Consider the following 13,304-nt stretch of genomic DNA (forward strand, 5'->3'; position numbering starts at 1 on the left):
TATGAGTGAGATTGAGGTGCTTAGAAAATTATAAAAAGATGTACAGGAGTATTATGAACAGGGATATTCTCATTGCGCCGTCAATTTTGTCTGCTGACTTTAACAGGTTAGGTGGAGAGATCAAAGCGGTTGAAGAGGCTGGAGCAGATCTAATTCACGTGGATGTAATGGATGGGCATTTTGTGCCAAATATTACTATAGGGCCACTGGTTGTTAACGCTGCGGCAAATATAGCTGCACAACCATTAGATGTTCATTTGATGATATCCGATCCGGATAAATACATTGATTCATTTGCAAAAGCTGGTGCTGACTGGATCACAGTTCATGTTGAGGCCTGCACTCACTTACACAGGACTGTTGCACGTATAAAGGAACTTGGTAAAAAAGCGGGCGTTGTACTTAATCCAGCTACCTCACTATCAACACTGGATTATGTGTTGGAGGATGTGGACGTTGTAATGCTGATGTCTGTGAATCCAGGATTTGGGGGACAGAAATTTATCCCGTCAACCCTTGCCAAAATCTGGCAGTTGCGTCAACGCATTGATGCCATGGGCCTTGATATTGACATTGAGGTCGATGGTGGGATCAGCCCTGATACTATTGCTGAAGTTGCAGAGGCTGGGGCAAATGTATTTGTAGCTGGTTCTGCTGTCTATGGTAGCCGTGATTATAAGGAAACCATTGATGCATTAAAAGAGAATGGAGCAAAAGGTGCTGCTGGATATCGCTCTTAATCGGGAGGGAGTATCATCATGGGGTTAGAATTCAAGTCATTGGCAGATACCAGTGTATATAAAGAATTACAGGACGCTTCTGGTCAACCATTTGATTTAACGAGGGTTAATGCCATAACTGACGATGAGAGACTCGCCCGCTATGTCTGTCACTCTTCTTTGTTGAACTATCACTACGCAACCCAGAGAATTAACGATGAGGTACTGGATCTTTTACAGACTGTAGCCGATGAACTCGATCTGGTTGGTCAGTTTCAGTCCATGCGTAAGGGAGCAGTTCTTAATAGGATAGAAGGTCACGATAGTGAAAATCGGCAGGTCCTCCATACCGCCTGTAGGGATCTGTTTGTAGACAAACCAGCAGAACCTGAGGCGACTGCAGCAGCACGGGGTGAACTGGAAAAGCTGGATACATTTTTAGAAGATGTTGGTTCGGGTAGGCTCAGTACTAGTGCAGGCAAAACCTTTGATACCGTTGTTCATGTAGGGATTGGAGGGTCAGATCTTGGCCCCAGGGCTATATATGAAAGTCTTAAGGCGTATGGAGTGCCTGGTCGAAAGGTGCACTTTGTTTCCAACGTGGACCCCGATGATGTCGCGGCAGTTTTAAGAGATGTAACACTTGAGACCACACTGATTGCAATTGTCTCTAAAAGTGGATCCACCCTTGAGACGCTTACAAATGAAAAATTGGTATGTAAGGCTCTGGAAGATAAAGGCTTATTACCTGAAAATCATTGCATTGCCATAACGGGCCAAGGTAGTCCCATGGATAATCCTGCGAAATATCTTCGAACATTTTATATGTTTGATTATATTGGTGGTCGTTATAGTTCTACCTCCATGGTTGGGGCTTTTGTTCTCGGGTTTTATCTTGGATTTGACGCCTTTAATGAGTTTTTACGGGGCGCTTCAACTCTGGACCGGCATGCTGAAAATAGAAACATTAGAGAAAATATTCCTCTATTGATGGCACTTATCGGCATCTGGAACCACAATTTCCTGGCTTTTTCAACAGTTGCTGTGCTTCCCTACAGTCAGGCTCTGAGCAGATTTCCAGCCCACCTGCAGCAGTGTGATATGGAGAGTAATGGTAAAAGTATAGACAGGTTGGGTAAACCGGTTAGCATGAAAACGGGGCCTTTAATCTGGGGTGAGCCGGGAACCAATGGGCAGCATGCCTTCTATCAACTCCTGCATCAGGGTACAGAAATTGTACCAGTGGAGTTTATAGGCTTTAAACATTCCCAATATGGTGATGATTTAATGGTTGAGGGTTCATCATCACAGGAAAAATTATTGGCAAATCTCTATGCGCAGATGGTTGCCATGGCAGTAGGTCAAGAGTCTGAGAACCCCAATAAAAAATTCCAAGGTAACAGGCCATCATCTTTAATCCTTGCAAATAAGCTCACTCCAGAGGTTATGGGAGCGCTTCTTGCTGTGTATGAGGCCAAAATTGTTTTCCAGGGCTTTGCCTGGAATATTAATTCCTTTGATCAGGAAGGGGTTCAACTTGGTAAAGTGTTGGCAGGGCGATTTTTATCGGCAATGGAAGAGACCAATAGTAGTGGTTCAACACTTGAAAAGAAATTTATGGATCAGCTCTAAACTTAGTATAACCAAACATTTTCGACTGAATTGTGGTTCAGTTGCCAGGCTGAAACCTTATGGATTTTTGTTGACAAAATTGCACAGCGAAGATATTCTCACACGCTGAATGAAATTTCAATGCTACTGGTGACTCATTTTGCAATTCATCGCAATGGGGATCATGGTGGCTAAGACGTACACTGAAAATGATAAACCGTATATCGGTTTCAGGTTTTCTAATTTAGTAAGAGTTTTGGTAAAGGTAGAAGTTTAAACAGAAATTCAAAGGAGGAAATCATGGCAAAGCATGAGACACCCTTGTTGGATCAATTGGAGACTGGCCCGTGGCCGAGCTTCGTTACCGACATTAAGAAGCAGGCAGAAACCAAGCCTGAGTGTTGGGACATTCTTGGTATCCTGGAGCTGTCCTACAAAGAAAGGATTACCCACTGGAAGCACGGTGGTATCGTAGGTGTTTTCGGTTATGGTGGTGGTATCGTTGGCCGTTACGCTGATATGCCTAAGGAATTCCCTGGAGTTGAGCACTTTCACACTGTTCGTGTTGCTCAGCCTTCTTCAAAGTACTATTCAACTAAGAATCTTCGTCAGTTGATGGATCTTTGGGAGAAGCATGGTTCCGGTATGACCAACTTCCATGGTTCTACAGGTGATATCATTCTTCTTGGTACCCGTACTGAGAATCTTGAGCCTTTCTTCTGGGATCTGACCCACGATATGGAGCAGGATCTTGGTGGTTCCGGTTCTAACTTACGTACTCCAGCTAACTGTATCGGTCAGTCTCGTTGTGAGTGGTCTTGTTATGATACTGAAGAAGCTTGTTACCACTTGACCATGCATTATCAGGATGAGATTCATCGTCCTGCATTCCCATACAAGTTTAAGTTCAAGTTCTCCGGATGTCCAAATGACTGTGTTGCTTCTATCGCACGTTCTGATGTGTCCGTTATCGGTACCTGGAGAGACGAAATTCGTATCGATCAGGCTGCCGTAAAAGAGTATGTTGCTGGAAACTACCCTGCAAACGGTGGTGCATTCTCCGGTAAAGATTGGGGTGCATTTGACATCCAGAAAGAAGTAATTGACCTCTGTCCTACTGATTGTATGTGGATGGAAGGTGATGAACTGAAGATTGACGATGCAGAGTGTACCCGTTGTATGCATTGTATTAATGCTATGCCACGTGCACTTCGTCCTGGTGCAGACCAGGGTGCTTCCGTTTGTGTTGGTGCGAAAGCTCCAATCCTTGATGGTGCACAGTTCTCAACCCTTATTGTTCCTTTCATGAAAGTTGAGAAAGAGAATGAGTTCGAAGAACTGATTGAGTTCATCGAAGGTATCTGGGACTGGTGGATGGAAGTTGGTAAGAACCGTGAGCGTGTAGGTGAGACCATGCAACGTATTGGTCTGCCAACCTTCCTCAAGGTTATGGGTATTGAGCCAATTCCACAGCATGTTAAAGAGCCTCGTTCTAATCCTTACGTCTTCTGGAAAGAAGAAGAGGTTGAAGGTGGTTTTGAGCGTGATGTCGAGGAATTCCGTCGCAAGCACGCCGCTTAATGCTGTTTTAATTTGAGCTAACAATTCATATTAAATATAAGGAGATTTTACAATGGGTTATAATCCAGATAAACCAATGGACGGACGTATATCAGATCTTGGTCCCCCTAATTACGAACAATTTTTCCCACCAGTCATCAAGGCTAATAAGGGAAAATGGTTGTGGCATGAAATTACACAACCAGGTGTTTTGATGCATAAATCAGAGACTGGTGATGAGGTATATACCGTACGTGTAGGTTGTGCTCGTCTTGTTTCTGTAGAATACATTCGTGAAGTATGTGATATCGCAGATGAGTTTTGTGACGGTTTCTTACGTTTTACTACCCGTAATAACGTTGAGTTCATGGTTGATTCAGCAGATAAGGTTCAGCCTTTATTGGACAACCTTGCTACCCGTGACAACAGATTCCCAGTTGGTGGAACCGGTGCTGGTGTAACTAACATCGTTCATACTCAGGGTTGGGTACATTGTCACACCCCTGCAACTGATGCATCTGGTGTTGTTAAGGCAGTAATGGATGAATTGTTTGATTACTTTACATCTATGACTCTTCCTGCACAGGTTCGTATTGCTCTTGCATGTTGTCTCAACATGTGTGGTGCTGTACACGCATCTGATATTGCTATCCTTGGTATTCACCGTAAGCCACCAATGATCGATCATACCCGTATTAGTGGCGTATGTGAGCTTCCATTGGCGATTGCTTCTTGTCCTCTTGGTGCTGTTAAGCCTGCAAAGGCTGAAGTTGATGGTAAAGAGATCAAGACTGTAAAGGTTAACGTAGAACGTTGTATGTTCTGTGGTAACTGTTACACCATGTGTCCTGCAATGCCTCTCGCAGATCCTGAAGGTGATGGTATTGCGATTCTGGTTGGTGGTAAGGTTTCCAATAGAATCAGCGCACCTAAGTTCTCTAAACTGGTCATTCCATTCTTGCCAAACACCACTCCTCGTTGGCCTGAGACTGTAGACGCTATCAAGAAAATTCTTGTAGCTTATGCAGACGATGCTAAGAAGTACGAGCGTATCGGTGACTGGGCAGAAAGAATCGGTTGGGAGAAATTCTTCGAAAAGTGTGATATCCCATTTACTGATAAGAGCATTGATGACTATCGTCTTGCTTATGACACCTGGCGTACAACGACTCAATTCAAGTACACCAGCCACATCAAATAGTAGTAAGAAAATGTTTTCAGTTGATCAGGTTCATTGATTCTGATCAACTGTTAACTTCTTGCTACTCGAGGAGCAGAATTATGGCTATGGAAAAAGAAGCATTAAAAGACGCCATTGAGGAGAAAGCAACAAAATCTCCTAAACCACAGCTGTATATCAAGGATTTCTATAAATGTGATCCTGACTCTAAGCCACGTGTTATCAAAAACGTAGCAAATGAGATGGTTCGTGAAGGACGGCTGATGTTCTGGTCTTCTGGATCTACGACTATGTATGCAATCCCTGGTCGTATTCAAAATGAGGAAGGAGAAGAGTAATCTTCAAATTCTACGTTCTTGAATGTTAAGGCACGAAGGTTTTTTAACCTTTGTGCCTTTTTTTGTGCCCTAAATATTTATGATTCATTCTGCTTTTCAGGGATAAACGTAGGTAAAGACCTAAAAAAATAGTTTCATCAAGGTTGTGTGGGTGCAAGTTGTGCAGCACTCTGTGTAAAAAAGAACCCCGGTCGACAGCAGAGTCGACCGGGGTTCTTTTTTGAGCAGGTGTTACTGTTTTACTGCTGCTTAATATCGGTAGTAATCAGGCTTATAAGGGCCTTCAACCTTCACACCAATATAGTCAGCTTGTTCTTTACTCAGAGTTGTCAGGTTAACTCCAATCTTCTTAAGGTGAAGTCGGGCAACCATCTCATCAAGACTCTTAGGGAGGAAATAGACCTTATTTTCGTAGTTATCAGAGTTGTTCCATAACTCAATTTGGGCCAAAACCTGATTGGTAAAGGAGTTACTCATAACAAAGCTTGGATGTCCGGTAGCACAACCAAGGTTTACGAGGCGTCCCTCTGCAAGAACAATGATTCGTTTGCCGTCAGGGAAGACTACATGGTCAACCTGGGGTTTGATATTGTCCCACTCTAGATCTCGGATACCAGCGATGTCAATTTCCGAATCGAAGTGGCCAATGTTACAGACGATGGCCTGGTCAGGCATCATGTCCATATGTGCTCTGGTGATGACATTGAGGTTTCCTGTACAGGTCACGAAGATATTACCAATGGACGCAATATCATCCATAGTGACTACACGGTATCCTTCCATGGATGCCTGAAGGGCGCAAATTGGGTCTATTTCGGTAACATAGACGGTTGCTCCCATGCCTTTTAGGGCTTGAGCACAACCTTTACCAACATCGCCGTATCCGATGACTACGGCGTTTTTTCCGGCGATCATCACATCAGTGGCCCGCTTAATTCCATCAATGAGGGATTCGCGACAGCCATAAAGATTGTCAAATTTGGACTTTGTAACTGAGTCATTGACGTTGATAGCAGGACAGGCAAGACTACCTTCGTTAGCCATTTCGTTGAGTCGATGGACACCGGTAGTGGTTTCTTCACTAATACCCTTGATGTTTTTCAGCTCAGTCTTGTATTTTTCATGAAGGATAAGAGTCAAATCTCCACCATCATCGAGTACCATGTTTGGATTCCAGTTATCAGTACCAAAGATAGTCTGATCGATGCACCACCAGAATTCCTCTTCAGTTTCACCTTTCCAGGCAAAGGTAGGAATACCTGCTGCAGCTACAGCAGCAGCAGCATGATCCTGGGTAGAAAAGATGTTACAACTGGACCAGCGTAGTTCTGCTCCAAGGGCCACGAGTGTCTCCATGAGGACGGCAGTCTGGATGGTCATGTGGAGACAACCGGCAATACGGGCACCCTTTAGAGGCGCTTTGTCAGCATATTCTTCTCGGAGAGCCATGAGGCCAGGCATTTCAGTTTCAGCAATGGCAATTTCTTTACGGCCCCATTCAGCAAGGCTCATATCAGCGACTTTATAGTCAGTAAATGTAGTACTCATTAATGTATCCTTAAATCAAATTTCTTTGTGTAGGTTTGGTACCTTAAAATTAACAATCATTTCAATTTCAATTTCAAATGAATGTAATGTAGGTACATATCCCGAGGTGATTGCTGTTTTCGGGGTTAGCTTATCTTGGCTGCGTCTCTTAGGATATCTGCCTTATCGGTTTTTTCCCAGGTAAAGGAATCAAGTTTTCGGCCGAAATGTCCATAGGCTGCAGTTGCCTGATAGATGGGTCGCAAAAGATCAAGTTGCTGTACAATGGCCTTGGGGCGCAGGTCAAAGTGTTCTGTGATCAGTTTTTTAATATCGGCATCAGAGATTTTACCGGTACCAAAACTGTTGACGTTAATGGAGACAGGTTGAGATACTCCAATGGCATACGCGACCTGAACCTCAAGTTCCTGGGCAATTCCAGCAGCAACAAGATTTTTGGCAACATATCTACCATAATATGCACTGGATCGGTCAACCTTGGATGGATCCTTACCAGAGAAAGCACCACCACCATGGGACCCTTTACCACCATAGGTATCTACAATGATCTTTCTACCGGTGAGTCCACAATCACCAACAGGGCCACCAATAACAAATCGACCGGTAGGATTAATAAAAAACTTGGTATCCTTATCTATCATGTTAGAAGGCAGGATCGGCTTGATGATCTCTTCCATGACACCTTCTTTGAGGTTTTCATAGGAGACAGTAGTGTCATGCTGGGTGGAAAGAACTACAGCATCAATACGGGTAGGAACGTTGTTTTCGTATTGTATGGTAACCTGGCTTTTCGCATCAGGGCGGAGCCAGGGTAAGATCTTGCCCTTGCGAACATCGGCCTGTCGTTTCGTAAGTCGATGGGCAAATGTTAAAGGCATAGGCATAAGGACTTCAGTTTCGTTACAGGCATAACCAAACATTAAACCCTGATCTCCTGCTCCCTGATCAAGATCAATCCCGGCGCCTAAATCAACACCCTGTGCGATATCAGGCGACTGCTTATCAATCGATGTCATTACAGCACATGATTGCCAGTCAAATCCCATATCTGAGGAATTGTACCCAATCTGCTTAATGGTGTCTCGTACCACCTCAGGCATATCCACCCAGGCGGTTGTAGTTATTTCTCCAGCGATAAGAGCCATTCCTGTTGTAACCAGTGTCTCGCAGGCAACTCGTGCCGCAGGATCCTGAATGAGGATTGCATCAAGAATAGCATCAGATATTTGATCGGCAACCTTATCAGGGTGACCTTCTGAAACGGATTCAGAAGTAAAAAGATAGTCAGACATATAAACTCCAAATTGTAGTGTGCGAAATGTAACAAAATAGACGCAGATACTTTAGTGTTTCTTACGAAAAATTCAAGTAAATACGTAGAACAGCATAATAATGTGTACAGCAATTGTAATTTTCACCAAAATAGTAAACCGTAGTCTCAGTTATAAACTATTTAATTGAGTAATATTATGTTGCAATTGGTACTTGCACCCTAGGTAAAAATGATTAGTTTCGCACTCGTCTTTACAAGCCATATTTATGTGGTTTGTCCCATGTTAACGTAGTAGAGGAATGTAAACTTATGACTATTGAAATTGCTAAGGAAGTACTTCTTACAGAAGAACGTGGCCTGGCAGCAGTACGAGAGCGGATAGGTGCTGAATTTGTCGATGCAGTAGAAATTATTTTAGCTTCATCAGGCAGGCTCGTTATTACTGGCATAGGAAAGTCAGGGCTGGTCGGGCAAAAAATATCAGCAACTCTTAACAGTACTGGAACACCTTCATTTTTTCTTCATCCTGTTGAAGCGATGCATGGGGACCTGGGAATGGTGATGGCAGATGATGTTATTATCGCTATTTCCTATTCAGGTGAAACTGCTGAACTCAATAGTCTGCTTATTAGTTTGAAGAAGCGGGGCAATAAAATTATTGCCATGACAGGTGGTCGGGATTCTTCCCTTGCATTGGCTGCAGACAAAGTTCTCGATATCAATATACCAAAAGAAGCCTGTCCCTTAGGTTTGGCTCCCACCACGAGTACTACCGCGACCTTAGCCATGGGAGATGCTCTTTCTGTCGTACTGCTTAACAGAAAGAAGTTTCAAGAGGCAGATTTTCGACATAATCACCCTGGAGGAAGTCTAGGGCAGCGACTTAAAGTGAAGGTTACTGAAGTTATGCTAAAAGGTGGTGATATCCCCATTGTTCATCCGAAGTCCTCGGCTCTTGACTCTGTCACAGCATTAAATGAAAAGGATGCTGGTGTTGTACTTGTGGTAGATGACGACAAGAGTGTTTTGGGTATAGTAACAGATGGGGATATTAGGCGATGTGTTGTTACAAAAGGTGGGATAGTAGATAGTACTGCTGAAGAACTGATGACCGCGAATCCAATCACCATAGGTGCTGAGCATCTTGCAGCGGATGCATTATCAATAATGCAGAAACATGAAATTACTGCACTTCCAATTGTGGACGAGTCAAGAAAACTACTTGGCCTGCTTCATCTCCATAATCTTCTCGGAAAAGGAGAGTTTCGCTTTCTTGTCTAACGCATTGTCAAGAAAGCGTGACCTACCCCTTTTGGTTTTCGGTAGATAACTCCCATTGGCCGTTTGTCTTGTTATACGCATAGAACATTACAAGTGTCAATGGGCGACTACCTCTTCTTTTTTCAGTGCACTGCATTCTGAAGAGCAGCTTGCCTGAAATTTCTTTGACGTAACTGATTACAGGGTTGGTAAGGTTTTCTCTTACTGCTGCAGGATAGTTGCTCATAAAAAGAGATTGGAAATTTTCTCTCAGGTAGGATTCTTTTTCTGAAATATAGATTTTCTGATTCAGGTCTTCAAGGGTTGAATGAATCTCTTCCTTTGCTTTTATAAATTCTTTTTCACTTGAATAGGTACTTCCCTCAATGGACTGGAGAATCTGATTATATAACTTACCAGCTTCATGGAGATCTTTGTTTTGAAGTTGAGATTTAACCGTCTGTTTGTCTCGAATGATAGATGCCTGGAGTATAATCTTTCCAAGTTTTTTACGGTTGATATCACGTTTTGCATCATCAAGGAGTGTCTGGTTAGCGGAAAGTGCAGCACTGGCTTCAGCATATGCCTCGATAGCATCATTCCATGCCCCTTGGGCAAAGGCATTATTACCTTTTTCAATAATGAGGTAGAGTTTAGCGCGCTCTATAGTGTTAGAAAGATATTTTACCTGCTCCGGTGTTATGGCGCTGTAGCTCTGAGCAATATCAAGACAGGATTCGTAGGACATAACTGCATCCTGCCAATTGCCTCGGTCAAAGGCAGAGTCTCCGTTTTTTAAGGCTATTTCAAATTTACATTTACTCAGAGCACTTTTAAGTTTTTCCTTATAAACAGCTCGGTCATCTTCAGGGAGCCGAGAAAGCAGGCCTTGAGTATGGGTAAGGCTCCCCACTGCCAGGTGCCACTGTTCTTCATCTATGAATTTATTGACAGAATCCAAGGCTATTTGAAATTGACAGAGAAACTTCTTTTCTTCAATTACTCCTAAAAGCTCCGGTGAAAATGTTTTAATGAGACTGCTTTTTTCCTGGAGCAGCGTATATTGTTCTGAGGCTTTTTCCCATTTTCCTTGTTTGAAAAGTGAATCCGCCTGAGTAACTATTTCATTGATCTGTTTGAAATCCTCTGCCTGTTTTTTTGATAGGTACATTCCCTCAAAAAGGATTTTACCTTCTAGGCCATTTTGTAGTTCTTCAGAGAGAAGAATAGAGTCAATACGGCTTCGAAGCATGTTGGCGCCGGATTGATTAAAAACATAAATCTTATCCAGGAGAACCTTACTGTTTTCGCAAGTCTGTTTGGCCTGTTTAAACTGGGATGCTTTGAGACTGGTCTCGCACTGTTTGAGACTCTGCTCACTCTGTGTCAGCAGTGAACTTGTCTGGGAGTAGTATAAACCAACTGCTGAGAGGCCAATAGCTCCAAGGCCGATGAGTGCAAAGGTTGCAACCTTACTTTTTTTAGCACTATCCTCAAAAAAAGAATCACGTTTTCTTTTTGGTTCTTTACGTTCCTTGGCAGAACCATTTTTCTGTTTCTCTTCTTTGACACTTTGTTCAATCTCGGCATCCGGTATCTGGTGAGGACCATCAAATTGATCAGGGTCGAGATCACTGAGTAGGTCTATGGTCTGTCTTACTCGTTTTATATCAGCGTCTATAGAGGGGAAATCTGAAACGGCGGCCTGTACTGCTTCAAATCTTTTCAGGGCTTTTGCGGCACTTCCAAGGTTTTCGAGATTTTTGGCCTCACGGTAAACACTCTTGCATTTCTGCAGCTCCTGATTGGCAAGTTCCTTGAGTTCAATGAATTCGTCACTTAATTGGGTCGTAGCGCGTAGCTTTTTAGCGAGCTCATGGTACCGTTTTTGAAACTTGAGTTGTTGAAGCAGGTCCAGGTCGTCTTGCTCATCGGTGGTAACATCGGGAAATTGAGGTCCCGGACCGCTGTCATCTGAGTCATTATCTAGAGTGAGGTAGTCAAAATCAGTTGATAGATCGTCTTCGCCAAGTATGTCGACAGTTTCTTCGGCTGTAGAAGGTCTCGTGCCAAGTTCACCACCCCAGGTAATTGCATTAAGTGGAAATCTGCTGCCATTTTCTTTGTACCACTGAGCCGCTTGATCATTGAAGGCATTTTTGAGTGAGAACGTTTCACCGTTGATCATCTTGCCGATGTATAAAATGATATTGGCAAGGGATGCATCCTGTTCCCAGATGTCTCCTAAGCAGATGGCAGCAGGATCAAAATCGGGATGGAAAATATCACTTTTGGGCTTGCAACTGGGGGGGAAATGTGGAAAACCGAATGGTATTGATAGTTCTACAACGTGCTTGTTGGTCTCAACAATATTACCCTCAGGGCTCTGTTGAAAGCCAGCCATTGTATAGGTAATAGTATACTGGTCAGGTGGGTCTCCCTTTGTCGGTTGGACGGAAATTACCGGATGACCTTGAAAATAGCTTTCGACCTGTTTGTATACTTCTGCTAGTTGATCTGAAGAACCTGACATGGACGTTGTATGTAAAAGTTGTCGATTTAAGTACGTTATTTGTTAGTATAACAACTTATTTTAGCAAGAACAAAAAAATAATGAAGCACAGTGGACAATAGTCGCCTAGAATGTTGTGTACCTTGTGCAGGTCAGGACTTGAGTATAATCTTAATACATTCCTCTTTATTTGTTTGATGAAAAACTTTATCGCATTATTTACAATTATTGAAGAGAAAAATTGCCCTCTCTATAAAACTGGAGAACCGTTGGTGCTCTCTGAAAGGACAATCGTTTGTCCCGAAGGAAAGGAGGTGTGCCTGATACTTGTACGGGATATGACGCAAATTCTCTTTCAAATGCTAGGCTCTGGCGGAATACCATCCGATGGCGAGCAGCAAATATATAATTGCAGCGGCTGTACCGGCTTGATTAAGTTTCAACTTCAGGATGAACTAGATCAGGGAAAGGTAAGCGGTAAGGGAAGCGATGTTGAGGTCGATCCTGCGATGCAGGTGTTGCTGGATCAAATTAGAAATGCAGAATTGTTTCAGTCATTTTCAGAAGATGAATTACATGATATCCTCTCAAATTTTAGGGTCATTGACTTTGTAAAAGATGGGGTGATCATAAATAAGGGTGAGCTCAATCTTAATTTGTACGTGGTGGTTGCAGGTGAGCTTGTTGTTGAAGATGATGGTGTACCGCTTGCGACACTTAAGCGAGGAGAAATCTGTGGAGAAATGAGTTATCTCGGTGCTGATGTTGCTGTTTCATCGGTGAGAGTGAGGAAGAACACTAAGGTTCTTGCGATTGAAGGGGAGGTTTTTGGGGAGATAATGGGCTCCAATACCACTGTGCAAAATTATATGGCTCAACTGCTGGCACGCAGGTTACGCAAGACAAACGCCGCACGAACAAGAGACTTCGAGTCATGTATGAGCGGACGTATTGATCAGATTCCTCCGGCAGAACTGCTCCAGATATTTCATATGCATCAAAAAACAGGAACGCTTGCCTTGCAGCTTCCCCAGGGAGAGGCAAAGGTGTCTTTTCGTGAAGGATGTATTATTAACGCAACCTATTGTTCTGCAAGCAGTGAGGAAGCAATATTTGCAATGCTCGCAGAAAAACAAGGGGTATACCGTTTTACAACAGGTCTTTCTGCAGGTGAGATGAAGGCCGCCGAGATTGGTGACTTCATGATGCTGCTTATGGAAGGTGTGAAACGGGTGGATGAAGAACAAGGTGAAGACTAACAACAATGTTTAAATGTTTGTCTCCTCCTCTTGCTCTTCATTAT

The 13,304-nt window shown here is 43.2% G+C and carries 10 protein-coding genes; 7 read left to right on the top strand and 3 right to left on the bottom strand.

All coding sequences use genetic code 11. The features are described 5' to 3' along the window. Positions 1–53 precede the first annotated feature (53 nt). From rpe to ACX6CI_RS00180, 5 genes are all read left to right on the top strand, one after another. On the top strand, positions 54–740 hold the full coding sequence (gene rpe / locus ACX6CI_RS00160; protein WP_458776153.1) for a ribulose-phosphate 3-epimerase: 687 nt from the start codon (positions 54–56) through the stop codon (positions 738–740). Between the two features lie 18 nt (positions 741–758). Further along, positions 759–2,351 (top strand): glucose-6-phosphate isomerase, encoded by a 1,593-nt coding sequence (locus ACX6CI_RS00165; RefSeq protein WP_458776154.1) that lies wholly within the window; start codon positions 759–761, stop codon positions 2,349–2,351. 279 nt (positions 2,352–2,630) lie between these two features. Then, positions 2,631–3,911 carry a dissimilatory-type sulfite reductase subunit alpha gene (gene dsrA, locus ACX6CI_RS00170; protein ID WP_458776155.1) on the top strand — a complete coding sequence of 427 codons (1,281 nt, stop codon included), beginning with the start codon at positions 2,631–2,633 and terminating at the stop codon, positions 3,909–3,911. A 52-nt stretch (positions 3,912–3,963) separates the two neighbouring features. Then, positions 3,964–5,091: a dissimilatory-type sulfite reductase subunit beta gene (gene dsrB / locus ACX6CI_RS00175; protein ID WP_458776156.1), complete on the top strand. Its 1,128-nt coding sequence runs from the start codon at positions 3,964–3,966 to the stop codon at positions 5,089–5,091. An 80-nt stretch (positions 5,092–5,171) separates the two neighbouring features. Beyond that, positions 5,172–5,408 (top strand): dissimilatory sulfite reductase D family protein, encoded by a 237-nt coding sequence (locus ACX6CI_RS00180; protein ID WP_458776157.1) that lies wholly within the window; start codon positions 5,172–5,174, stop codon positions 5,406–5,408. Positions 5,409–5,657: 249 nt separating this feature from the next. On the opposite strand, the gene ahcY is transcribed toward ACX6CI_RS00180, so the two are convergent. Further along, positions 5,658–6,956: an adenosylhomocysteinase gene (gene ahcY / locus ACX6CI_RS00185; protein ID WP_458776158.1), complete on the bottom strand. Its 1,299-nt coding sequence runs from the start codon at positions 6,954–6,956 to the stop codon at positions 5,658–5,660. Positions 6,957–7,081: 125 nt separating this feature from the next. After that, positions 7,082–8,248: a methionine adenosyltransferase gene (metK, locus tag ACX6CI_RS00190; RefSeq protein ID WP_458776159.1), complete on the bottom strand. Its 1,167-nt coding sequence runs from the start codon at positions 8,246–8,248 to the stop codon at positions 7,082–7,084. Positions 8,249–8,538: 290 nt separating this feature from the next. Here metK and ACX6CI_RS00195 point away from each other — a divergent pair, with 290 nt between their 5' ends. Then, a complete protein-coding gene (locus ACX6CI_RS00195) occupies positions 8,539–9,510 on the top strand; it encodes a KpsF/GutQ family sugar-phosphate isomerase (protein WP_458776160.1) in 972 nt (323 codons plus the stop codon). Positions 9,511–9,532: 22 nt separating this feature from the next. Here the strand turns inward: ACX6CI_RS00195 and ACX6CI_RS00200 are convergent, their stop codons facing one another. Further along, on the bottom strand, positions 9,533–12,022 hold the full coding sequence (locus ACX6CI_RS00200) for a ubiquitin-conjugating enzyme E2 (RefSeq protein WP_458776161.1): 2,490 nt from the start codon (positions 12,020–12,022) through the stop codon (positions 9,533–9,535). A gap of 251 nt (positions 12,023–12,273) precedes the next feature. On the opposite strand from ACX6CI_RS00200, the gene ACX6CI_RS00205 reads away from it, so the two are divergent. Then, positions 12,274–13,260, top strand: a complete 987-nt coding sequence (locus tag ACX6CI_RS00205) for a DUF4388 domain-containing protein (RefSeq protein WP_458776162.1) — start codon at positions 12,274–12,276, stop codon at positions 13,258–13,260. The last annotated feature ends 44 nt before the right edge of the window (positions 13,261–13,304 follow it).

Source organism: Desulforhopalus glucosivorans (genome assembly GCF_054397165.1).

Bases quoted from the DNA above. Each gene is read 5' to 3' on its own strand.
- ACX6CI_RS00165 (WP_458776154.1), top strand. From the start codon at position 759: ATGGGGTTAGAATTCAAGTCATTGGCAGATACCAGTGTATATAAAGAA.
- dsrA (WP_458776155.1), top strand. From the start codon at position 2,631: ATGGCAAAGCATGAGACACCCTTGTTGGATCAATTGGAGACTGGCCCG.
- ACX6CI_RS00195 (WP_458776160.1), top strand. From the start codon at position 8,539: ATGACTATTGAAATTGCTAAGGAAGTACTTCTTACAGAAGAACGTGGC.
- rpe (WP_458776153.1), top strand. From the start codon at position 54: ATGAACAGGGATATTCTCATTGCGCCGTCAATTTTGTCTGCTGACTTT.
- ahcY (WP_458776158.1), bottom strand. From the start codon at position 6,956: ATGAGTACTACATTTACTGACTATAAAGTCGCTGATATGAGCCTTGCT.
- metK (WP_458776159.1), bottom strand. From the start codon at position 8,248: ATGTCTGACTATCTTTTTACTTCTGAATCCGTTTCAGAAGGTCACCCT.
- ACX6CI_RS00200 (WP_458776161.1), bottom strand. From the start codon at position 12,022: ATGTCAGGTTCTTCAGATCAACTAGCAGAAGTATACAAACAGGTCGAA.
- ACX6CI_RS00180 (WP_458776157.1), top strand. From the start codon at position 5,172: ATGGCTATGGAAAAAGAAGCATTAAAAGACGCCATTGAGGAGAAAGCA.
- dsrB (WP_458776156.1), top strand. From the start codon at position 3,964: ATGGGTTATAATCCAGATAAACCAATGGACGGACGTATATCAGATCTT.